The organism is Marinobacter sp. 1-4A, assembly GCF_016597725.1.
Classification (GTDB): domain Bacteria; phylum Pseudomonadota; class Gammaproteobacteria; order Pseudomonadales; family Oleiphilaceae; genus Marinobacter.
In genome coordinates this window covers 1-21,134 of sequence record NZ_VCGY01000007.1, presented here as the reverse complement: position 1 = coordinate 21,134, position 21,134 = coordinate 1, and the positions used below count along the sequence as shown (strand labels likewise).

At 51.3% G+C, this 21,134-nt stretch carries 28 protein-coding genes and 1 pseudogene; 3 read left to right on the top strand and 26 right to left on the bottom strand.

Annotation, left to right across the window (positions count from 1 at the left end):
* Positions 1-39: 39 nt before the first annotated feature.
* Positions 40-702 (top strand): class I SAM-dependent methyltransferase, encoded by a 663-nt coding sequence (locus tag FE845_RS14535; RefSeq protein WP_200366013.1) that lies wholly within the window; start codon positions 40-42, stop codon positions 700-702.
* 67 nt (positions 703-769) lie between these two features.
* Here FE845_RS14535 and FE845_RS14530 read toward each other — a convergent pair whose 3' ends face one another.
* From FE845_RS14530 to FE845_RS14460, 17 genes and pseudogenes are all read right to left on the bottom strand, one after another.
* Positions 770-1,201 (bottom strand): hypothetical protein, encoded by a 432-nt coding sequence (locus FE845_RS14530; RefSeq protein WP_200366011.1) that lies wholly within the window; start codon positions 1,199-1,201, stop codon positions 770-772.
* Positions 1,202-1,310: 109 nt separating this feature from the next.
* A complete protein-coding gene (locus FE845_RS14525) occupies positions 1,311-2,045 on the bottom strand; it encodes an anti-sigma factor domain-containing protein (protein ID WP_200366009.1) in 735 nt (244 codons plus the stop codon).
* Positions 2,042-2,650, bottom strand: a complete 609-nt coding sequence (locus FE845_RS14520; RefSeq protein WP_200366006.1) for a sigma-70 family RNA polymerase sigma factor — start codon at positions 2,648-2,650, stop codon at positions 2,042-2,044. Before FE845_RS14520 ends, FE845_RS14525 begins: the two co-directional genes overlap by 4 nt.
* 141 nt (positions 2,651-2,791) lie before the next feature.
* Positions 2,792-3,163 (bottom strand): YajD family HNH nuclease, encoded by a 372-nt coding sequence (locus tag FE845_RS14515; RefSeq protein WP_200366004.1) that lies wholly within the window; start codon positions 3,161-3,163, stop codon positions 2,792-2,794.
* A 47-nt stretch (positions 3,164-3,210) separates the two neighbouring features.
* Positions 3,211-3,510 carry a hypothetical protein gene (locus FE845_RS14510; protein WP_200366002.1) on the bottom strand — a complete coding sequence of 100 codons (300 nt, stop codon included), beginning with the start codon at positions 3,508-3,510 and terminating at the stop codon, positions 3,211-3,213.
* A gap of 138 nt (positions 3,511-3,648) precedes the next feature.
* On the bottom strand, positions 3,649-4,185 hold the full coding sequence (locus FE845_RS18855; RefSeq protein ID WP_320159697.1) for a glutamate synthase-related protein: 537 nt from the start codon (positions 4,183-4,185) through the stop codon (positions 3,649-3,651).
* A pseudogene (locus tag FE845_RS18930) lies at positions 4,186-4,242 on the bottom strand (CDGSH iron-sulfur domain-containing protein); the annotation flags it as partial.
* A gap of 81 nt (positions 4,243-4,323) precedes the next feature.
* Entirely contained in the window at positions 4,324-5,589 is a 1,266-nt protein-coding gene (locus tag FE845_RS14500) for a glycerophosphodiester phosphodiesterase family protein (protein ID WP_200366000.1), read from the bottom strand.
* Positions 5,590-5,660: 71 nt separating this feature from the next.
* Positions 5,661-6,446, bottom strand: coding sequence for a DeoR/GlpR family DNA-binding transcription regulator (locus FE845_RS14495; protein ID WP_200365998.1), 786 nt, complete (start codon positions 6,444-6,446; stop codon positions 5,661-5,663).
* A 16-nt stretch (positions 6,447-6,462) separates the two neighbouring features.
* On the bottom strand, positions 6,463-7,236 hold the full coding sequence (locus FE845_RS14490; RefSeq protein ID WP_200365996.1) for an HAD-IIB family hydrolase: 774 nt from the start codon (positions 7,234-7,236) through the stop codon (positions 6,463-6,465).
* Between the two features lie 70 nt (positions 7,237-7,306).
* Positions 7,307-8,116: a phosphonate ABC transporter, permease protein PhnE gene (phnE, locus tag FE845_RS14485; RefSeq protein WP_200365994.1), complete on the bottom strand. Its 810-nt coding sequence runs from the start codon at positions 8,114-8,116 to the stop codon at positions 7,307-7,309.
* On the bottom strand, positions 8,110-8,928 hold the full coding sequence (gene phnE, locus FE845_RS14480; protein ID WP_200365992.1) for a phosphonate ABC transporter, permease protein PhnE: 819 nt from the start codon (positions 8,926-8,928) through the stop codon (positions 8,110-8,112). The genes phnE (FE845_RS14485) and phnE (FE845_RS14480) overlap by 7 nt, the downstream gene beginning before the upstream one ends.
* Positions 8,925-9,728 (bottom strand): phosphonate ABC transporter ATP-binding protein, encoded by an 804-nt coding sequence (gene phnC / locus FE845_RS14475; RefSeq protein ID WP_200365990.1) that lies wholly within the window; start codon positions 9,726-9,728, stop codon positions 8,925-8,927. The genes phnE (FE845_RS14480) and phnC overlap by 4 nt, the downstream gene beginning before the upstream one ends.
* A 53-nt stretch (positions 9,729-9,781) precedes the next feature.
* On the bottom strand, positions 9,782-10,774 hold the full coding sequence (gene phnD, locus FE845_RS14470; protein WP_200365987.1) for a phosphate/phosphite/phosphonate ABC transporter substrate-binding protein: 993 nt from the start codon (positions 10,772-10,774) through the stop codon (positions 9,782-9,784).
* A 164-nt stretch (positions 10,775-10,938) separates the two neighbouring features.
* Complete coding sequence (locus FE845_RS14465) at positions 10,939-11,538, bottom strand: mechanosensitive ion channel family protein (RefSeq protein WP_227714399.1); 600 nt, start codon at positions 11,536-11,538, stop codon at positions 10,939-10,941.
* Positions 11,489-11,779: a mechanosensitive ion channel family protein gene (locus FE845_RS19035; RefSeq protein WP_413785089.1), complete on the bottom strand. Its 291-nt coding sequence runs from the start codon at positions 11,777-11,779 to the stop codon at positions 11,489-11,491. Before FE845_RS19035 ends, FE845_RS14465 begins: the two co-directional genes overlap by 50 nt.
* Before the next feature lie 66 nt (positions 11,780-11,845).
* Positions 11,846-12,490 (bottom strand): hypothetical protein, encoded by a 645-nt coding sequence (locus tag FE845_RS14460; protein WP_200365975.1) that lies wholly within the window; start codon positions 12,488-12,490, stop codon positions 11,846-11,848.
* 324 nt (positions 12,491-12,814) lie between these two features.
* Here FE845_RS14460 and FE845_RS14455 point away from each other — a divergent pair, with 324 nt between their 5' ends.
* Complete coding sequence (locus tag FE845_RS14455; RefSeq protein WP_200365973.1) at positions 12,815-12,985, top strand: hypothetical protein; 171 nt, start codon at positions 12,815-12,817, stop codon at positions 12,983-12,985.
* Positions 12,986-13,071: 86 nt separating this feature from the next.
* Here FE845_RS14455 and FE845_RS14450 read toward each other — a convergent pair whose 3' ends face one another.
* The 7 genes from FE845_RS14450 to FE845_RS14420 form a co-directional block, all read right to left on the bottom strand.
* Positions 13,072-13,320, bottom strand: coding sequence for a DUF3297 family protein (locus tag FE845_RS14450; RefSeq protein ID WP_200365971.1), 249 nt, complete (start codon positions 13,318-13,320; stop codon positions 13,072-13,074).
* 96 nt (positions 13,321-13,416) lie between these two features.
* On the bottom strand, positions 13,417-13,836 hold the full coding sequence (locus tag FE845_RS14445; protein ID WP_200365963.1) for a hypothetical protein: 420 nt from the start codon (positions 13,834-13,836) through the stop codon (positions 13,417-13,419).
* Between the two features lie 73 nt (positions 13,837-13,909).
* Positions 13,910-14,242 carry a hypothetical protein gene (locus tag FE845_RS14440; RefSeq protein WP_200365961.1) on the bottom strand — a complete coding sequence of 111 codons (333 nt, stop codon included), beginning with the start codon at positions 14,240-14,242 and terminating at the stop codon, positions 13,910-13,912.
* 86 nt (positions 14,243-14,328) lie between these two features.
* Positions 14,329-15,024, bottom strand: coding sequence for an aspartate/glutamate racemase family protein (locus FE845_RS14435; protein WP_200365958.1), 696 nt, complete (start codon positions 15,022-15,024; stop codon positions 14,329-14,331).
* 46 nt (positions 15,025-15,070) lie between these two features.
* Entirely contained in the window at positions 15,071-15,634 is a 564-nt protein-coding gene (locus tag FE845_RS14430; protein ID WP_200365956.1) for a DinB family protein, read from the bottom strand.
* Between the two features lie 217 nt (positions 15,635-15,851).
* Positions 15,852-17,051, bottom strand: a complete 1,200-nt coding sequence (gene chrA / locus FE845_RS14425) for a chromate efflux transporter (RefSeq protein ID WP_200365954.1) — start codon at positions 17,049-17,051, stop codon at positions 15,852-15,854.
* 747 nt (positions 17,052-17,798) lie between these two features.
* Positions 17,799-18,101, bottom strand: a complete 303-nt coding sequence (locus tag FE845_RS14420) for a hypothetical protein (protein WP_200365952.1) — start codon at positions 18,099-18,101, stop codon at positions 17,799-17,801.
* A 600-nt stretch (positions 18,102-18,701) separates the two neighbouring features.
* On the opposite strand from FE845_RS14420, the gene ltrA reads away from it, so the two are divergent.
* Positions 18,702-20,036 (top strand): group II intron reverse transcriptase/maturase, encoded by a 1,335-nt coding sequence (gene ltrA, locus FE845_RS14415; protein WP_200365950.1) that lies wholly within the window; start codon positions 18,702-18,704, stop codon positions 20,034-20,036.
* An 84-nt stretch (positions 20,037-20,120) separates the two neighbouring features.
* Here the strand turns inward: ltrA and FE845_RS14410 are convergent, their stop codons facing one another.
* The gene (locus FE845_RS14410; RefSeq protein WP_200365948.1) at positions 20,121-20,942 is read right to left on the bottom strand and encodes a PDZ domain-containing protein; all 822 of its coding nucleotides are present in this window, start codon (positions 20,940-20,942) and stop codon (positions 20,121-20,123) included.
* 103 nt (positions 20,943-21,045) lie between these two features.
* Entirely contained in the window at positions 21,046-21,126 is an 81-nt protein-coding gene (locus tag FE845_RS19030; protein WP_413785088.1) for a hypothetical protein, read from the bottom strand.
* Positions 21,127-21,134 lie beyond the last annotated feature (8 nt).

Sequence of the window (21,134 nt, the reverse complement as noted above, 5' to 3'; positions counted from 1 at the left end):
ATCGGGTTGGCGAGCCTGATTCCTTCAGTGTGACCCATAATGACATCACCCTTACGTCTCCGTTACCAAACAATTGAGTTCGGCAATGTGGACATTCACGTTTGCACATTGCGTGATAACCAGCAATTCGACGACCCAAATGACATCGCCCTAAAGTTGGGCATTTCCTCGGCCACCTGGCCTTTGTTCGGGATTATCTGGCCATCGAGTCTGGTGCTTGCCCACCACATTGTGAACCATCACACGGAGGGCAAGAGAGTTCTGGAGATTGGCTGTGGAATGGCACTGTCCAGCTTGTTGCTGAACCAGCGGAACGATGACATTACGGCGACCGACTATCATCCTGAAGTGGGTGTTTTTCTGGAGCGGAATACTCAGCTCAACCATGGGAAAGCCATAGGTTACCAACGGGTTGACTGGGCAGATAAAGCCAGTGATTTAGGTTTTTTCGATATCATCATCGGTAGTGACGTTCTATATGAAGACGAGCATGTAAACCTGTTGGCCGACTTTATTGACCGGCATTCCAACCCCACCTGTGAAGTGATTCTGGTTGATCCCGGAAGAGGGCGGAAGAACAAGTTTTGCAGGCGGATGGAAACGCACGGGTATAGCTTTTCACAAGAAAAACCCGAGCATACCGACTATCTGGAAAAGCCTTTTAAGGGGCACATACTCAGGTTTTGGCGGGGTGATGTATAAACCCGTCAGGCTCTAGCTAAAGCAGCCGTTTTAGAGCCGCTTCTCACCTGACAGGTTTTAAATAGAGTTACTTGGCGGTGATAGTAGACATCACCAGCTTGCCGTCTTTCTTGATTGGGCCGTCTGCTTTGGCGCCCAAGGTGTATTCGAAAATGCCGGTTTTCATGCCGCCGTCCTCTGCGTGAACCATCAGCATTAGCATGTCACCGGATTTTACTTCTTCCGTTAGTATTGCAGATACATCCATGTTTTCGCCCTTTTTAAGCGGGGCGTGGCCAACCACCGGGCCGGGCTTCATGGTTTCATTTGTGCGATGCACAACCAGCCAGCCGTTGGCTTCAGCAGTGACTTTCTTAGCGGTAACAGTACCTTCTGAAACAGCTTGATCGTCTGCCCATACTTGGGCTTCTTGGTTCATGCCTGCTTGAGCGATGCCGGTGGTGAGTGCGCCGGATACCAGAGCTGCCATCAGTGCGGTCGTTTTGAGGTGCTTCTTCATGGTGTACTCCTTGCTGTTGGTTGTGCTCATCCGATTGGATATGTTTTTGGATGTGCTACAAACAGCTACGGGCACGCAACGGAAGAGTTTCAGAAAATAGCACTTATTTTCAAATTCCGCGGCTTTCGCCATCTCCAGCGGGGTACAGGTATCCGTGAATGGCCGGGCCGGTGGGCTGTCCGGTGGGCGATCCGCCGGGCGGCTCCACGCTGATACCGAAGGTGGCTTCGCGCAGTAAGGCCGGGTCGTATTGCTTCAGAGCACCTTTGTCCAACTGCATCTGGTCACCTAGTACGCCCACAGAGCGCGGATTAGGGCCCAGTTCCTCAGCTTTGATCCACAACTGGTAAGACTTGCCCGGTTGTTGTTCTGCGGTTACCGGTCGAATGTTCAGCTGGCGGTTTTGCAGATCGACCGTGAGCAGAAAGGCAGGCTGTTGGTCGTCGTGCTGGAATACGGCAACAAAGGATTCCGGCGTACTTTCGGGCTTTAGTGCAAGCACGGCCACCAAAACCAATGCAGCGGCAGAGCTCAGGGCGGTACTCCATCGCCAACGGTTCACCTGACGCCGCAGCCTAGTTACTGAGGTGGTACTGCCAGACTGAATAGGCTGAGCGGCTTGTTGATCAAGAATGCTCTCAATTCTGGCGAACAACTCAGGGCTTGGCTTTACCGGTGCTACCTCGCCCGTCATTGCGATCAGGCGCTCTTCCCATTGCTGAATTCGCGCATCCAGCGCCGGGTCAAGCTGACGCCGGGCATTGAGTGCCTTGCGTTCGTTTGCCGGTAAGGTGCCCAGCACGAACTCTGCAATCTGCATGTCTTCGTTGTCATGTTCGCTCATGATTCCAGACACCCCTTGATATCCTGCAGTGCGCGGCGAAGCCATGTTTTCATGGTGTTCACCGGTTGCTCGTACTGACTTGCTAGTTCCTCTCTGGACCAGCCGCCTAAATAGGCCAAGCGCACTATGTCCTGACGTTCCTTTGCCAACTCATCTATGCAGCGGTTTAGTTTGCTTACTTCCTGTTGGTCTTCCATCTGATCCTGTGCTGTGGGTTGCCGGGCAACTCTCTCGTCCATGGCATCGTCGGTGCTGGTTCGGCCAGCAGGGTGCTTTCGCAGCTCATCAATGGCTTTGTTACGGGCAATGGACACCAGCCAAGTAATCGGTGAGGCCTTGCCTGAATCGAACTGGCCTGCACGCTGCCAAACTTTAAGGTACGCCTCCTGAATGACATCATCTGCCCAGGAGCGCTCTTTTAAAATACGCAGTACCACCCCCAAAAGTTTCGGCGCCGTTGCTGTATAGAGATTTGCGAAGGCTACTCGATCTTGCATGGCTACGCGGCCAATCAGAGCGCTTACGTCGTCAGCGGTGGTGGCTTGGGCCGCAGAGCTATCGGGTGAGCGGGATTCTGCCGTTGGTGTTGGGTAATCAGAAGGCATAGATAAGCAGACCGGCACAGGATGGAATTAGCAGTGTAGGGGAAAAACCGGGAAAAAGCCTAAAGATCTTGTAGTGTCTATCGACGTTAAATGCGGCTGTAATCCCCCCACTAACTAGTCGCGTTTTTAAGCATTCTATCACTAAGCTTTCTTCTCAAGCGCTTCCTTGAGTCCAGCAAACGGGTTGTGCGTGGCCGCCTCCCGCCGCTTTTCCGAGCTGCCCCCGTAGCGCACGAAATCTTCAAACTTGCTGTGCTCTTCATCGTGGCAGTACACACAGAGTAATTCCCAGTTGCTGCCATCGGCTGGATTATTGTCGTGGTCATGGTCAACATGATGCACGGTAAGTTCGCGCAAATTAATGCGTGTAAACTCCCGGGCACAGCGCCCGCATACCCAGGGGTACATTTTCAGTGCGCGTTCACGGTAACCACTTTCGCGCTTCGCAATATAATCACGCTGCTCAGCCAGTAGTTTGTCGACCTTGCTTGTGCTGCCGGTGTTTTGGCCCATGATTGTTTTCCTCAAATCCTGCGCGGTGCAGCTCCGATGCTAACTTATTAACTCTGTTTACACTGGTCGACAGCATATTTCCGCGCCTTTTCCGGCTCCATCCGCATCATGTAGGCCCAGTTTGTGTAAGCGCGTATTTGTTTGGTGGACAAGCCCGATCCCGGTTGATCATATATTTCCAGTAGGGCACTTGTAGCAGTTTCCGTATCTTTACCGGCAATTCTCATAACGGAGGCTTGCGCAGTTACCTCTCCAAGCTTTTCGCAACGCTCATCCTTTGTCATGTCGGCAGAAAACACCGGGAAAGAGAACATTATAAGGCTGGCAAAAACTCCTAAATATCGCATAGGTATTCCCCGTAAAGCCTGAGTTTAGGAAGCTGGACCCCAATCTACATAATAGTCCAAAAGCAACCGCGCACGTTTCTTATTGTTTGATCTGGCCCTGTGCGCGGTCAGGCGCGGCGCAATTACTGACAATGCGTATTAAGGCTCTATGAACCCTGAATACTTCACCCCTGAAAGCAGAGCCATATCCCGATGCCAAGTTGCCAAGTCGTTACTGCTAAATGAACTCAACGAATCGTGACCACAGGCTCTAGCCATCACTTGCATCAGTTCCACCGAGGCTTCAAAGAAATTCCTGAGCTGCCCGGCGGATTTCTCAACGTTCAAACGCTGTCGAAGATCTGCTTTTTGTGTGGCTATACCGGCAGGGCAGTTGTTTGTGTTGCACATGCGTGCAGCAACACAGCCAATTGATTGCATGGCGCTGTTAGCTAAGCCATCCCTGGCCAGTTGATGTATGAACTCGACCGTAGGTTCCTCAACAGTGGTACTTGCCACGGGAATCTCACTTGCCCCCGCTTTGATGCCCGGCCCTTCTTTGCCAATGGCACTGGCATCAAACTGCTTATGAGTACCATCGCAAAAGGGCAAATTTGCCGAATGTTTGCACTGGCACAAAAAGGCATCGCCGGATTTTTCATCCGTGAAGGGTTTGGGTTTGAACTCAGTTCCCACATGGGAACCGTCGCAAAACGGCTGTTTATTGGAACGACCACAGGCGCAAAAATAATATTCCTTACCCTAAGTGAGGTCCACTTTTACAGGCCAGTTGTTCGCTACGATCGGGTTCATTACTTAATTCCAGAGTTCAGCTTATATGCCCATGCAGTTGGCGTAGTAGGTTGTAGTGGCCGGCCAGTCTGAAAAGATTCCGATTACACCTACTTCCTGAGCCAACACATCAATCACCGTGAACATGTCACCGTCGTTATTGATGGCATCGGTTACGCTCTGATAGTACCACCCGCCGCCAGAGTTTAGTGGGCCGCTGCGCTCAAGCGACCAGCCAATCAGATCAAGTCCTGCGGCTTTGGCGTTAAGAGCGTACTCAGACGGTACAATGTCGTTGTTGCTGTTCAGGGTCAGCATTTTCCAGATGGCAGGGGCCAGCACAGGAACCCCTTGCTGCACGAGTTTCTCCATGTATTCCAGAGAAACATTTTCAGGAGAGTGGTCGTCTTCATCAAGGAAGACAGCTTGTTTGCCAAATTCAGGCGTTTCATTTACCCAGAAAATCACGTCTTCCAGCAGGAACGACTGAGGCCAAACATCGGAAGGGTTAACGCCCGCCTGACGGTATTCATTGATCATCTGGCGCGCATAATCCTGCTGCGTGTAGTTGCCTTCAAAAGGCATATCAACCACCGGGGTTTTCAGTTCCGGGGTGAATTGAACGCCCAACTCTTTGAGTAGCTCAATGCTTTCGCGATGGCTTAGCAGGGTGCCGTTTGTTGAATATAAATCGGTTCGCCAATCCGCAGTGCCGCCCAGATATTCCTCGGGAGTCGTTGCCTCCGGGTTAAACGCATCCATCTTTCCCTTGAGCGATTTGAACTCGGCCAGCGTAATGTCGCTTGTGCGGCATTCGGCTTCGGCCTTTTGGCCGGTGACTGGGTTTGCGGGAGTGAAAGGCTTTGTGCACTTGGCGTTCAGTTCCGGCACAGCCACAATGTTGGTGGTGGTGTGCAGGTCATTCTGGGCGTGGCGGCACACTAGCTGCTTGTCCTTGGTAAAGGCTACGTCGCACTCTACAACTCCTGCGCCCATTCTGGCGGCAGCGATGTAAGATTCGCGGGTGTGCTCAGGAAATTGCATGGGTGCGCCCCGGTGACCGATGGAGAAGGTCGACGAAGTCACCGGCTTGGATTCGCACGCTTGCAAGGACTGCTTAAGCGAGCCTTCATCCATATCGTTAATCAGGAAATAAGGCCGTGGCCCAAGCTGAACCAGCGCTTGGCCATCCGTAGGGCTGGCTTTGGGAGCGCTTGTGTCGTGGTGCATACTGCTGCAGCCAGACAAAGCCGCAAGAGAGCCAACAAGCAGAGGAAGGTAAAGAGGGAGGTGAAAAGTGCGTTTCATGACAGAATCCTTCTGTATTTTTGTTTGGATTTTAGTTCCGAGCTGAACATTTGCAGCCATCTTTTTATTGATCAACTAATCACAGGCTGTGCTTCGTCGCACTCAATAATGGCTATAGAACTGGGCAAGTTTGCCCGTTGTTTCCGGGGTACGGAATCGGTATAGAAACGGTCAACATACTTGAACGTTGCGACCTTACATTGTGCGTTTAGAGCCCATTTCCTGTGGTCTGCCACAAGCATACGGGTTCTGGTATTGGCGATAATTGCACGGCTAACTTCCGCTTCGCGAATTTCGTGATCCATCACACCTTGCTCCAGATCCATACTTCCAGCACTGAAAATACCAAAATCGGTCGTGAAGGAACTGAAGAAGCTCGTGACCTCAGGGCCAACCACATCGTGATGGTTGTGTCGGTAAATGCCGCCAGACACGATAACCTCGATACCCGGGTTACCCGAAAGAGCCGCCGCTACACTGAGGTTGTTGGTCAGTATTCGAAGGGATTGGTGATGAATCAACGCTTTCGCGACCTGCTCAACCGTAGTGCCAACTCCTAGACTAACGGTAGCGCCTTCCGGAATATCGGCTGCAACGCGTCTGGCCATTTCCTGTTTGGCTATCTGATGGGTAGGCTGCTCATCATGCAGGTAAGCCAAATTAGGAGCTGGCTTTGCTGGGGGCAGGCTGACGCCGCCATAACGGCGCCGTAACAAACCCAGTTCGCACATTTTGTTGATGTCGCGGCGAATGGTTTGCGTGGTGACGCCAAAGCGCTGGGCAATGTCTTCAACTTCGACATGCTCTTGTTCATGCACCCATTCTAGGATGCAGCGCTGGCGTTCTTTGGCACTCATAAGAATAGGTGCTCGGTTAGGTACGATGTTGCAGCCAAGCCTCTGCCATTTCAGCAAAACCCAGGCCCGAGGGCTGGCTAACAATCGCCGCCGGTTGGTGGGTCATACGGGGCAAATGCTTGCGAATGTTGGCCACGCCTACACTCATTGGAAAGCTACGGAACATGCTCTCGTCATTCGGCGCATCACCGATGAAAATAGAGCGTTTCTGCAAGGTCTCGATATCCAGCCCCAACAAGTCTTGGCCCACTCGAAGCGCCATAGTGGATTTGTCGAAGTCTCCGAGCCAAATGTTGATGTGAATAGAACTTTGCCGAACACTGAAGCCCTGAGCTACCAAAGGATCGTGAATGGCTGCCACTTGTTCAGGTGAGAGCGATTCCTGCTGGTTGTAGTCCACCGCAACATCTACAAAGCGGAAAGGTTGGTCTGTGGCCAGCTTGGCTTCGAAGTCCAGATCCAATGCGGCAACCGCGTTTAGTATGGCTTGCTGGTCGCGGCGATGTTTTGCTTCGTTTTCCCAAAAGTGCCAGTTAACCGTTTGCGGAGCCGTACGTTCGGCATAGAAGGCTCCGCCTTCACCAATCACCGCTTTAACCGGCCATGTGCGAATGATCTGGTCACACCATCCAGCGCAGCCGCCGGTTACGGGAATGACACTGATACCCGCCTCCGCCAAACGGCAGATTGCTAGATAGGTTTCTGGCAGCAGCCGGCCACCTGTGGTCAGCGTGTCGTCCACATCGGTGAACAGAATATTGGCGTTACCAAACTCAATACTGTCTTTCATAGCGCTCGTTTTCCAATTCACAGCACGAGTGCCTGCCGCGCCAAAAGTTCGGGCGACAGGCGACCCAGAGTCAGATGACCTTTTTGCGCAACACGCTGGTTAGCGCCTCACCCAGAATGACCAACACAACAATTGCGAGCAGAATGGTTGCCACGGTTTGCCAAGCGAACATGTCGATTGAACCCTGCAGCAGCACCCCGATGCCACCAGCACCCACCAAACCCAACACAGTGGATTCGCGGATATTGATGTCCCAGCGCAGAATAATGATGGCAAAAAATGCCGGCATTACTTGGGGCACAATCGCATACAAAACCACTTTCATTTTGCTGGCCCCGGTCGCTTCCATTGCTTCCACGGGCCGACGGTCGATTTCTTCAATCGCCTCACCCATCAGCTTGCCAATGAACCCGACCGAGCGAAACATAACCGCCAAAATACCAGCGAGTACACCCGGGCCAAAAATGGCCACGAAGAGCAGTGCCCAAATAATGGTGTTTACGGAGCGGCTGGAAACCAGAATGAATCGACCAATCCACAAGGTGACCTTGTTGGGCGTAGTGTTCTGCGCTGCAATGTAAGACACCGGCAAAGCGATGAATATGGTCAACATGGTGGACAGCGTAGCAATATGGACCGTTTCCAACATGGCGGAGAATATGGCACTCCACTGACTAAACTCGGGCGGCCACATGCGTGCGCCCAGACTTTGGATTTGGTTGGGAGCATCCCATACCCAAGGCCAAAAGATGTCGATGTCCCGAACTGCCCATACAACAGCGATGAGCGTGACCAAGTAGACCACATATCGCGTTAGCTGTTCTTTGCGGTCATAGCGAGACCAAACTCGATCAGACAATTTTGCAGCGTGATCTACCATACCTTTTTCCTCACCCATCCGCTCAAGCCTTCACTGACCAGAATGATCGCGATGATCATCAGCAAAATGGCAAAGGCGAAATCATAATCGTAACGTCCGAATGCGTTCATGAGCGTGCCACCTATACCACCAGCACCAACAATGCCGACAACGGCTGAAGCGCGGAGGTTACTGTCGAGTTGGTACATAGACAGCCCAATCTGGCGCGGCATGATTTGCGGGAAAACCCCGTAAACCAGAATCTTCATGTAACCGGCGCCTACCGAGCGCATAGCTTCGACCTGACCCCAATCAATCTCCTCGATTTCCTCTGCCAGCAACTTGGCAACAAACCCGATGGAATAAAGGGTGAGGGTGAGAATACCCGCCATTGGGCCAAATCCGACCGCAGCAACAAACAGAATGGCCACGATCACCGGGTGGAAACTGCGGGAGACGATAATAAGCGTGCGCCCCAGAATATAAATCGGCAGTGGTGCTACGTTTCTGGCCGCCATGACCGCGATGGGCACAGAAAGGAGAACCCCCAGCAGGGTCGCTAAGAACGCAATTTGAAAACTCTCCTTAAACCCCGTCCATAGCAGCCCAGCGCGTTCAAAGCTGGGAGGGAAGGCGCCACCAAAAATTTTTCCAGCGCGAGGCAAGCCTTCGGCAATTCGTTGCCAATCAAATGGCAGCGTTGAGAATGCCCAGTACAGGTAAGCCAGAGTGATTGCGACCAATCCATAACGCACCCAAGGGTTTGCAATGAACGGTGGCTTCTTCCAGACCCTGCCCGAATTTGCATCGATTGCAGTTTTGCCCGGTGTCATGCCGTCGCCTCCGGGGCAGGCGATGCCTGCTGTCCTGAGTCACCCCCATCTTCTTCCGGCGATTCGATACCGCCATAGATGGCATCTAGAGCATCCTGATTAAAATCTTTGGGTTCGCCGTCAAAAATCATCTGGCCATGTCGCATACCAACAATACGATCGGTGTACATCCGGGCCTGAGTAACGTTGTGAATGTTGATCAATACCGGCAAGGACATTTCACTGGCAAGACTTTGCAGCAGGCTCATGATCTGCTGGGAGGTCTTGGGGTCCAACGAAGCTGTTGGCTCATCCGCAAGTAAAATCTGAGGCTCCTGCATCAATGCACGAACCACCGCGACGCGCTGACGCTCACCGCCGGATAACTGATCTGCCCGCTTATCCGCATAGTGGGCAATACCCACACGCTCCATAAGACTGAAGGCACGGTCGATATCGGATTGCGGAAAACGACGAGTTAAGGCTTGGAAAAAGGACACATAACCCAAACGCCCGGAGAGCACGTTCTCCATAACCGTTAAACGATCAATCAGGTTGAAGCCCTGAAAAACCATACCAATACGCCGGCGGGAATGGCGCAACTCGCCTCCGCGAAGATTGACCAACTCATGGCCGTTCAACTTAATTGAACCCGAGGTAGGCTCAACCAACCGGTTGATGCATCTCAGCAGCGTACTCTTGCCCGCACCGGATGCGCCGACAATCGAAACAACGCTGCTACCCTCAACCTTCAGGTTCAGGCCTTTGAGCACAGGGTCGTTTTGCCCGTAACGTTTTACGAGGTTGGTAATCTCTAACATGAAGTTCACTCCGGGTAGAGCCTCCGGCACTTGGACGGAGGCTCTTGTTCTACTTATTTAAGATTGTCGGGGGTGTACTGAACGCCGTTGGAGGCTTGGATGGTGCGAATGACCTTCCAGTTATCTTTGTAATTGATGGGGACGAAGGTCTCGACGCCCTCAAACTCCTCACCCAACTCAGTGCCTTCAAACTTAAAGGTGTAAAACGCTTCGCGAATCTTCTCGACCAGATCAGGGTGCAGGTTGTGTGCGTAGTTGTAAGACGTTGTCGGGAAACGATCGGACTCCCAAACCAGACGTACATCGTCTGTGTCGTACAGGCCACGAGCAGCCATACGCTCAACAACTTCAGAGGCTACCGGAGCAGCATCGTAGTCTTTTGCGACCACACCAAGCATGGATTGGTCATGGCTGCCGGAGAAGGAAATCTCATAGTCGTCGCCCGGTACGACGCCCATTTCCGGGAACAGCGCTCTCGGTGCTTGGTTGCCGGAGTTAGAAGTGGGTGACGTATGGGCCACTCTCTTGCCTTTCAAATCTGTGATTTCGTAAATATCCGAATCTTTATGGGTGAACACCTGAAGTGAATAACCAAACTGGCCAGAGTCTGAGCCCATCAGCGCGAAAGGAACTGCGCCAGCGAGATTAACAGCGAAAGGCGTTGGGCCAGTGGAGAACCCGGCGATATGCAGGCGGCCACTGCGCATGGCTTCTACCTGAGCTGAGTTGGACTGCACGGCAAAGAAACGCACGTCCCTGCCGGTCACTTCAGAGAGGTGATCAATGAACGGCTTCCAAATATCGGAATAAATGGCAGGGTCTTCAACCGGTGTATACGCAAAGATCAGAGTGTTGGGATCGTTCCACTTGGACTTGTCTTTAGGCAGATCTGCAACCATGTCGCCATTTTCATCGCAGTACAGAGCGTCGAGCGCGCCGCGTTCACAGTCAGCCAGCGCCTGACCACTGAAACCTGCCATAAAAACGGATGCTGCCAAAGCAGCAGAGGGCAGTACCCCGGGAAGCATTTTTTTATAGAAACTCATCGTGATTCTCCGTGAGGAGCGGACCGTGCATGGCGATTCCATGCGAAGCATTGAACATCCGGGGCGGGCCGGCTCCGTTGGTGTTTTTGTTGCTAGATGTTCAATTGAACATTCATAGTAGCAGCAACCCGACGTGAGGCAAGCCCATTAGCCCATATCAACCATTAATCGGGCGAAGGGCGGTTGGCGTTAATCCTGACTGGATCGTTGAAAGTAAGGGTTCGGTGAGGGAAGGGGATTTCGATACCTGCATTGTCGAGCGCGGATTTGATCGCGGCGATCACCTCGTCCCGCGACTCACGGATATCCAGAGGCCGGGAGCCCGTCCACCAAGAAACTTCAAAGTTAATTGATGAATCTGCAAACTCGTTTGCAAATACCTGTACTGGCCGAGACTCTGTGATCACGGTTTTACAGCTGGCCACCGCTGTTTTGATCACAGACCTTGCCTCGTCTACATTTTCGCCATAGCCAACGCCGCAAAAAATGGTGGTTCGGCGTTGCTCAAGGGCTGTTCTAATGATGAGAGGGTTTTTGAACAACATGCTGTTCGGCAGTATTACCAGCTCGCCATCTGTTTCACGAATGTGTGTCTCGCGCACGAGAATCGCTTCGACAGTGCCCTCGTAGCCTTCGCAGGCTACAAAATCGCCAATGCGCATTTCCCGCCTAACCAAAATGATGATCCCGGCCAGAAAGTTCTCAAAAATATCCTTAAACGCAAAGCCAATCGCAACAGACCCTATGCCCAGCCCGGCAAGCATCTTTGTGGGGGTAAGCTCCGGGGAAGGCTATGATTGCTGAGATCATGATCCCAACCAGCCAAGTAGTTAACGAGGCGAATAAAACCAACAGCTCTACCAAGCTCTTGCGCAGGGTTGTTCTATGTAAAATGCTTTTTACGGTATGCTTCGCAAGCTTAGCTAAGCCGTAGGTTATGATAAGAATTGCTAGAGAGATCAACAGTTGAGGCAATAACGCTACGGCACTGCGAGCGATGTCCATAATTTGGTCGACCAGAATACTCACGGGCTCCATCTAGTTCCTATCCTTTTCCGAACGCAGATTTCTCTATGCGCATGTGTCATAAAACTCAATTGAAAGCGCCTCAACCTTTTCTATCGTGCCATCTTTAAACACTTTTATTAAGTCTTGACCCCTTTCGCCACAATCATTATCCCAGTCAGCAACAACCCTATAACCATAGCTTGTTTCTTCATAAAATTTCAGCGAGTAATCATTAGCCAAAATCCACCGAGACAGCTCTGCCAACGTATCTATTTCGCCAAAGAACTCAAGTAAGCTTTGCTTAGACTCAATAACAACAGGTTCGTTCGAAAGCAGGGCAACGCCGAAGATTGGACAATAATCTGGCGGGCAGTCGTCATCAAAACCATTGACACTATTCACACCTTCTAGCATTTCTATTTGCAGCGGCGTTAGGTTGTTGTATGCCGCTTCGTCGTACTGGTGTAATACTTCTTCTCCGTATTCGTATTCACCCTCATTTCCCGATGAATAGTTGTATGTGAAATAACTTCGCCTGACCTCCCAATAGATATAGTCTCGGCTCAGATTAAATCCACTTAATGCTGACACCTCCTCATATGTTTCTGTAGGTAGGGTGTCAATTTCGTTTTCTGTTGACTTGCGTTCATTGTCGCAGCCGACGATAAATATTGTTAGTAAAATAAATGATAATCTATTTAAAAACATATATGACCTGCTGTTTTAACGGGTGTCTGAGCTAATCAAACGGCCCTAATTGGTTCAAAGTGTCAGTGCAATTATGGTTGCGCCCTAAGCTCAGACCTGATCGGTGTTGATGCCGTTTGGCTGCCGCGGTGCTTGAGGGTGCGATGGTTGGATGTAGAGGAGGGTTTCACTCATATCAAAGTCCTTTTGAAATAATGATGTCACTATCGTATCGTGCTAAAAGTCTACGTGGTAAGTGCAGTCCTTACAATACAATGTTCGGTCGACCAGAGGCCTGCCACGCCGCACTCAAACAAGGTGTTTCGTCGTATAGAGGAAGCTGGCATGAAATGGATTGTACTGCTCATTGTTGGGGCTGTGGTGGCCTACTGGCTTTATCAGGGTCGTAGTAAGAACAACATCGAAGATCCTGATATGAAGACATTCGAGGAGAAAGATTATTACCTTAAAAAAGATGATGACTCATCGTCTAGTGATAGAAACCCACGACACTGACTTTTGCTGGGGGCATTGCACGCCAACGTCGCAGCTTAGGTCAAGCCGCTGGATCCAGACCAACCAGCGGCCTATAACCGTGTTGCTCAATCGTAGTAGGCTTCAACCTTACCTTTCATGGTCATCATAAGCGGCTGTCCGCGACGGTCTAACGCTTTGGGTGAGGCGATTTTTATCCAACCCTCACTGATGCAATATTCCTCAACATTGGTGCGCTCTTTACCGTTCAGCTTAATGCCAATATCGTGCGCGAAAACGTCAGCGACATGGTGCGGGCTATTGGGGTTTCTTGAAAGCCTATCCGGTAGTTCTGGCAGTGATTTCGTATCGCTCATGGTAATGACCTGCATTGATAAAAAGGAGCGCCATTCTAGAGAAAAAGGGGTGGGTGCTCAATCATAGTAGTGGGGTTATCCCCTCTGACATTTAGCTTATTGCCTCTGTATTAGAACCCGTTGGATGACATGACCCCAAGTGCGATCTTTTGCTTCGTTGGCATGCTCGTCGGCGCGGCTTCGGGCTTTTGCTTGGCTAGCACTTGATACAAATGCCGTAAACTGTTTGGTCACGGCTCGGTGATAACCCTTGAACGCAGCTTCACAGCCCGCTTGGGCGCCTTTGGCAATGTCTGAAGGGGGAGCGGATGCTATATGGCTGAAGCGATCAGACTCACTAGCCATGCAATCCTGATAGGCTTTGTATTTCTCGTTAAGGTTGGTACTCAGAGCTTTCTTCTCATCGGCGGTTAAATTCGGTGCAGGCGAAAACGCCGCGCAGCTTGTCAGCGACCCGCACAATATCACCAAAATGGTAGCGCCCCTCCAAGAACGGGCTGCATCAAAGAACATCATATCTTTCAGCCTTTTATGATATGCATTGAGATTACTAACAGCGAAGCCTGCAGGGAGGTCTGCAAGAGGCTGGTCAAATGATCTCTTTCACGATCATGTTTCGAACCAGCTCAACAGCATCTCTATCATGGCCAGCGACAGCCACCCAGACCTTGCTTTTGCCTTCGCCCATGGCCAGACACTTCACAACTACTCTGTTGCCTTTATAGGTTCCGTAAATGCCGTATTCGTTCTCTACTTGATTCTCCAGACCAATTGTCTGAAGCGCAAACGAGCTTTGAATCTCACATGCCGCTGCAGACTTGTCGAGATCTTTAAACCATGACCAAAGCTCTGGAGCTTTCTCGGGCCCCTGAGCAAAGCATGCACCACTGAATAAAGCCAATGCCAGAATCCACTTTTTCACGCATGTTCCTTGTTTTGAAAGTTTGTCTGGAGAAACCGCTGCCCGAGTACCAGTGAAGCTCTAAAGAAAGGCCTCCCCAGTGGGGGCTAAATCCTGCCCAAGGCATACTGAACCGCCTGCTCGGCATGTATTTCTGTAGTGTCGTACAACTTAACCTCAGTATCCGAGCTCTGGATCAGCAGACCAATCTCCGTGCATCCCAAAATCACGCCCTGCGCACCGCGTTCAGCCAATGAGGCCACCACATCCAGATACATAGCTTTTGAGTCAGGCTTGACCACACCTTGGCACAACTCATTGTAAATCACAGAGTGAACACGCTCCCTTTCGGGCTCGTTTGGAACAACCACTTGGATACCGTGATCCTGAAGCCGTCCGATGTAAAATGTCTGCTCCATTGTAAATCGTGTTCCCAGCAGCCCCACACAGGTTATCCCATCCTTTTTGAGCACGTTGGCCGTGGCATCTGCGATGTGGAGGAGGGGGACGTTTACTGAGTGTTCAAGTTGGGAAGCGACTTTATGCATGGTGTTCGTACAGAGAACCAAAAATTCTGCGCCTGCCGACTCAAGCGACTGGGCGACTGATCCCAATATGTCCCCTGTTGCCTGCCAGTTCCCTTGGTGTTGCAGTGCTTCAATCTCTGCAAAATCAACGCTGTAGAGAACGAGCTTTGCGGAATGGAGGCCGCCCAGCTCGTCTCTTACTTTCTGGTTGATCAGGCGGTAGTAAGTCTGAGTTGACTCCCAGCTCATTCCGCCAATTAGACCTATTGTTTTCATGGAGCGCCTCGATGTTGTCAATTTGATTGGGGGCATAACGTCAATACTAGGGCAGCCGGTGGACCGCTGTCAGGCCAGAATCCTCCGGGATCAGAGCCAATAGGTCGGTAACCCCAATATCAACGCCTGCTTGTGAGAGCAGGGTAGACACTTGCCCTCGATGGTGAGTCTGATGATTAAAGAAGTGAAGAATCAGACTCGAATACCGCTTGTTGGCCGGAGCTCCCTTGGTGTTGTGGTAGCTGAGAACGAAATCCAGATCACTTTCGGTCAGCTCGGTTATCCAGTTAATGATTTGCTGGTCTAGCCAAGCCCGATGTTCAGATAGGCGACCAATATCGTCAAACACTATCTGGCTTAGGCTTGTCGGATCTGGAAGATTAGCGACCTTCTGCAAGGAGCTCGCGCAGGATGGATGAGTGGCAAAGCGTTTTAGCCAGACAGTGTCACCAACCAGAATATGGTTAAGCGTGCCCAGAATGGAGCCAAAAAAGGCACCGCGATCTTCCGCCAATTCTAATTCAGAGAGTTGGCCTGCGGCCTCGTAGATCTTGGAGTTCATCCACTGATTGTAAGTAGCTAACAATTCAAAATGCTGTTTTAAGCTCATCCGTGTTGCTCTCTTGGTTAATATTCAGTCGACCACTGTTGGCGGCAAATAAATCGTAAACTCATTCATAGGCTCTATGAGTATGCTATACGGGTTGCATTGCTCAACAGCTGCTTCCTCCCTGTGCGGAGCCGTCGGCCTTACGCATCGGTGCAGGGTGTTGTGGGGAGCAGTGGGGTGATCCCCGGCTACACGATTGGCCGTGAACCGCACGGGCTCAAGAAAAAAACCACAACTGCGAGACGCTGGCAATGACACACCATAGCACCACAATAAGCGGAGATACTCGCCACACTACAAGCAGACCGAAGGCTACGAGCACAATTACCAAATCTGCCGAGCTGGTTATGCCAGATGTGAAGATGGGGTTGTAAAGGGCGGCTGCTAATAGGCCAACAACTGCCGCGTTAGCCCCGGCAATAGCGCGGCCAGCCGTCGGGTGGCGTGAAAAAACACCCCAGAACGGGAGAACGCCAGCCACCAAAAGGAAGCCCGGCAGAAAAATGAAGACCAGCGCCGTAGCTGCCATAAGGTAAGTATTCTCCAAAGACGACACTATCGCGCCGAGGTAGGCTGAGAAAGCAAACATAGGCCCGGGAATTGCCTGAGATGCGCCGTAGCCAGACAAAAACTGCTCGGAAGTGACCCAGCCAGTCGAAACGACTGAATCTTGGAGCAGGGGGAGGACTACATGACCGCCACCGAACACCAATGCGCCCGCTCGATAAAACGCCTCCGCAACTGATGCGAAATCTGGTTTCCCCATTGCAATGAACGGTAAGCCAAACAGCAGGCCTACAAAAAGTACAAGCAGCAACCCGCCGACTCGTGGGCCGTAGCAAAGTTGAAACCCGCTATCGTTTTCTGGTGCAGTTATCTCTCGTATGAAATACGCGCCGATAACAGCCGCTGCTATAACGACAGCAAGTTGGGCAAAAGTAGAAGACACGAGCAATAACGCCGCCGCTGATAACACAGCAATAATTCTTCTTAGCGCATCGGAGCACAACTTCTTGGACATGCCTAAAACGGCATCGGCGACCACAGCGCAAGCCACAAGCTTTAAGCCATGCACGGCAGCTTCTCCGGTGGCGCCAGTAAGTAACGGTATAGCGGCAGCAAAGGCTAAAAGCAGAAGCACCGACGGCAGGGTGAAGGCGACAAAAGCGGCGAGCGCCCCGAGCCAACCTGCGCGAAGTAGTCCGAGAGTAAACCCCAATTGACTACTGGCCGGGCCGGGCAGGAACTGGCAGAGTGCAAGCAACTGCCCGAACTGCTCTTCACTCAGCCAACGACGGCGCTCAACCATTTCCGTTCTGAAGTAACCCAGATGAGCGATTGGCCCACCGAAAGACGTTAGGCCGAGTTTTAAGAATGCGAAGAACACTTCAGCAGGACTACCGGATGGCAATTTCACTTTACAATCGGATTTGAGTGCGTGTTTTGATGGAATGTTGATCGTGGTTGTAGTGTTTGAAACGGGAACATTCCGACGGCTCCTTGTCTGTTTGCGCTATGCTATCAAAATCAGTCTGATCTGGGTCTCTTTTTACAGCCTCAACGCCAGGCGTAAACGGATGCCCACATACGCAAAATTGTAGCATGCAGGATGAGCTCAATGATCAAACTATCCCAAAAACCTCTTTATTTCATTGGCCACTTGCCGCTTTTTGTGCCCCATAGACGCCATGGATGTCACCGTATAAGGCCCATTAGTGGTATCAATATGAACAACACCAGCATGAGAGGAGGTTCCCCTGCCTGTGCGAATGGAAACCCCCTCGATTAAGGAGATTGGCACCGAAAAAGTCTTCTTTGAGATCAATCGTGTCGAGTGGATAAGCACTTCTTCTTTTTCCAGTGAAATGACAACGACTCGATAATCCAACAGGCATGAGAAAACGACAACGCAAAAAAAGGATGATCGCCAGATCGACTGCGCTTGCTTTACCCGCTAACCAGCCATACACGGCACCCATTGACACAACACCGCAGAAGCCAGCGAGCATGCCGGGAAAACTGTTAATCTCAAGTACCCCGTTGGATGACTGAATTCGATTCATAGCAACCTCGTTCGCTGTCAGTTTTACAGGCGTTTGACCACATTTTAGCCGGGACTGTAGTGGGGAAGTACACGTCCGACAACACCCACTTGTTAGAAGCTTTAATCACCGGCACAATTTACTTCCTGATTCGTTTGAACAGCAATACTGAAGAAACTTGCCAACCTAAGAATTAACAATTTCATAGCAGTATTTGATTGCCTATTTTGTGAGCTTAGCTTCATTAATTCATGCACCAGTGCGCTTGCTTCAACCGGCGTAAATGTTAAATCGCCGTAGTAGTTTAATGAAACCTTAGATAACTGAGGAAACTCACTCTCAGAACCACGAATCATTGATAAGATATATTCATCTTCGTCACCTATAGACTCGTGATATTTACCAATGTACATATCGAATGCCATTAAACCTTCCTAGCTTTTAAGGCCGAACGAAGCGGCGCGTTTTCAGCGTCCGCCTTCCGTGATTTGTGTACGCCCAGCATGGGCATGAACAAATGGGGTGAAAGTCCCCTGTGGGAAGATCACCGTTCAGCCGGTTTTACCCGATTGAACGCTAACCACTAGCGAATGGCAAGGGCCAACCCGTGAGGGGCGGTCTGGAGGAAGCCGCTAGCAAAACTGCGAGCTGATGAACAAGAACATCATATGAGGCGTAGGCCGGAGGCGAGTTGGCACAAGACAACGAAGCCGCGTGATCTAACGGCCACCGTAAATGATGCAGTTGTGCAGTGAAAGTTTATGTTCTTATCTGGGGCGGTCCGACGCATCGGGGTCTGCTCAACGAGCGATCGGTCAATTACCAGTCAGGCCACTGGCCGATCAAGCCTGGGCGTAGCCGTTGCCATCGGCGGTTGCGAGCGAACGAGATGGACACCGATAGCGCCGATGGGGGTAACCCTGCCGGTGATTGAGCAGAAGTCAGCAGCGGCCATAGTAGCCAAACGCCCGTCGTAATGGTCGGGACAGGGTGAAGGGCCAAACACCGGGAACAAAGGAGGAGCCTTGGCCGACTTGAACGCACGAATGCCGTCCGGCAATGACGTGGCTCAGCGTACGGCCATGAAGCCAGCCTTTAGCAATGATCTACTCGACGCTGTACTGCACCGGGCTAATCTACAACAAGCCTGGAAGCAGGTTCGAGCCAACAAGGGAGCGGCGGGTGTCGATGGTATGACCATCGATGAGTTTCCCGCTTGGGTAAAGGCCGGCCACTGGATCGTGGTCGAGCAGTCGATTCGCTCGGGCGATTATCAACCGACGCCGGTGCGGCGGGTTGAGATCGACAAACCGGACGGGGGCAAGCGCCAGCTTGGTATCCCGACGGTGACAGACCGGGTGATTCAACAAGCCATTGCCGAGATCCTGACGCCCCTGTTCGACCCGGGATTTTCAGCGGACAGCTACGGCTTCCGTCCGGGCCGGAACGCGCACCAAGCGGTGCGACGGGTACAAAGCATTCTTAAGGAAGGGAGACGCTTTACAGTGGATGTGGACCTGTCGAAGTTCTTCGACCGGGTCAATCACGACCTGCTGATGACGCACTTGGGCCGCAAGGTCTGGGACAAGCGCCTGCTGGCCCTGATTGCCCGATACCTGCGAGCTGGGGTTATCGATAACCAGCTCTATCTGGAGAGTCGGGAAGGTGTACCACAGGGTGGCCCATTGTCACCTCTGTTGGCCAACATCATGCTCGATCCACTGGATAAAGAACTGGAACGGCGGGGCCATCGGTTTGCCCGTTATGCGGATGACTTCACCATTGTGGTGAACAGCCGCCGCGCGGGCGACCGGGTGCTGGCTAGCATCAGCCACTTCCTCGAACACCGCCTGAAACTGACGGTCAACACCACCAAGAGCCGCGTAGTCAGAACCAATGATAGCAAGTTCCTGGGTTTTACCTTCAAGGGAACCCAGATCCATTGGCACCCGGATACGTTGCATAAGTTCAAGCAACGTATCCGGGAACTGACGAACCGGAACTGGGGTGTGTCGATGCACTACCAGCTCTTCAAGGTAAGCCAGTACCTTCGGGGTTGGATCAACTACTTTGGCATTGCCACAGGCTACCAACGCTGCTTCGATCTGGATCACTGGATCCGCCGCCGCGTGCGGATGGCCTACTGGCGACAGTGGCGCAAGCCACGCACCAAAGTCAGAAGCCTGATGAAGTTGGGTGTGCACGTGCAGGCCGCGGTGGCGTGCGGCATCACCAGCAAAGGCCCTTGGCGCAGCTCGAAGACACCGGGCATTCAGCAGGCATTATCCAATGACTACCTGAAAGCCGAGGGACTGGCATCACTGCGTGATGGATGGATCAAGCTTCACCATTCCCGGTGAAACGCCCTGTGCGGACCCGCATGCAGGGTGTTGTGGGGGCTGAGGGTTAGATACCCTCGGCTACCCGATTAGATGCTGACACGACTAAAACTTAACCTCGATTGTTTTTTCTTCTCCGTTTCGCAATACCACCAATTTTGATGATTTTGCGGTTGTGGGAACTTGGGCCATTAATTCTTGAGTGTGTTTGGTATTTTTAACAGGCACACCGTCAATAGAAATGATTATATCCCCAGGTAGGACATTTGAATAAAAGGCTGCAGTATCTTCAAATACCAAATCAACAAATGCACCAGTATTTCTCTCGTTTCGTGTTCTCATTTCTGGCGTCAGATCTTGCAGGAAGACGCCGAATTTCATTTTTGGATTTATTTTAACCAAATATATTGCTGTTTGATCGTATCTACGTTGATGGGTGGTAATCGGTACAGCTTTAGTTCCGTAGGTAGTACTTGTTCCACTGTAGGTGGCATTTGTATTCACGCTACCATACCCACCATAGTTAATATTATAAGTTGAATAGGCATTTGCCGACCCAGAATGATACGTTGTTTGAGTATCTGGAAGAAACAAGGTGGATGTTGTTGTCTGAGTATTGGTGTACTGCGAGTTTACGAGAACAATTGTTGCACCAATTCGCCTAGCCTGAGTCTGAGCATTTTTTGTATCTTCATATCCGCCGTTAAATGAAGAATAACCAATGGCTACGTACTTTTTAGCTCTCAGTATCCTAATATCCCGATCGAAATTATCAGTGCCATAAACTTGAGGCTCTTGTCCCTCTTGTATTAACTCAGGCTCAGGCAAGGTATTAACATCGACGTAAGGCTTGTAAAATTGCTGGTATCCACTGGCAGCACACCCAGAAAGAATCACCAAGGCAAAAATACAAATAATTCGATTCATAGCACATTCTCCATTGGGCATCTAACGACCTGCGCAGCGGCGCACGCAGTGCGTCCGGCGCCCAACGGGCGTGGACTTCCCCCAATAAAATGGACACGCCCCATCAGTTAATTCCCTCGAACTCTATCGGAGTCCGGTAACCAAGGCCACTGTGCAGCCGTTGGCTGTTATAAAAGCACTCTATATAGTCTT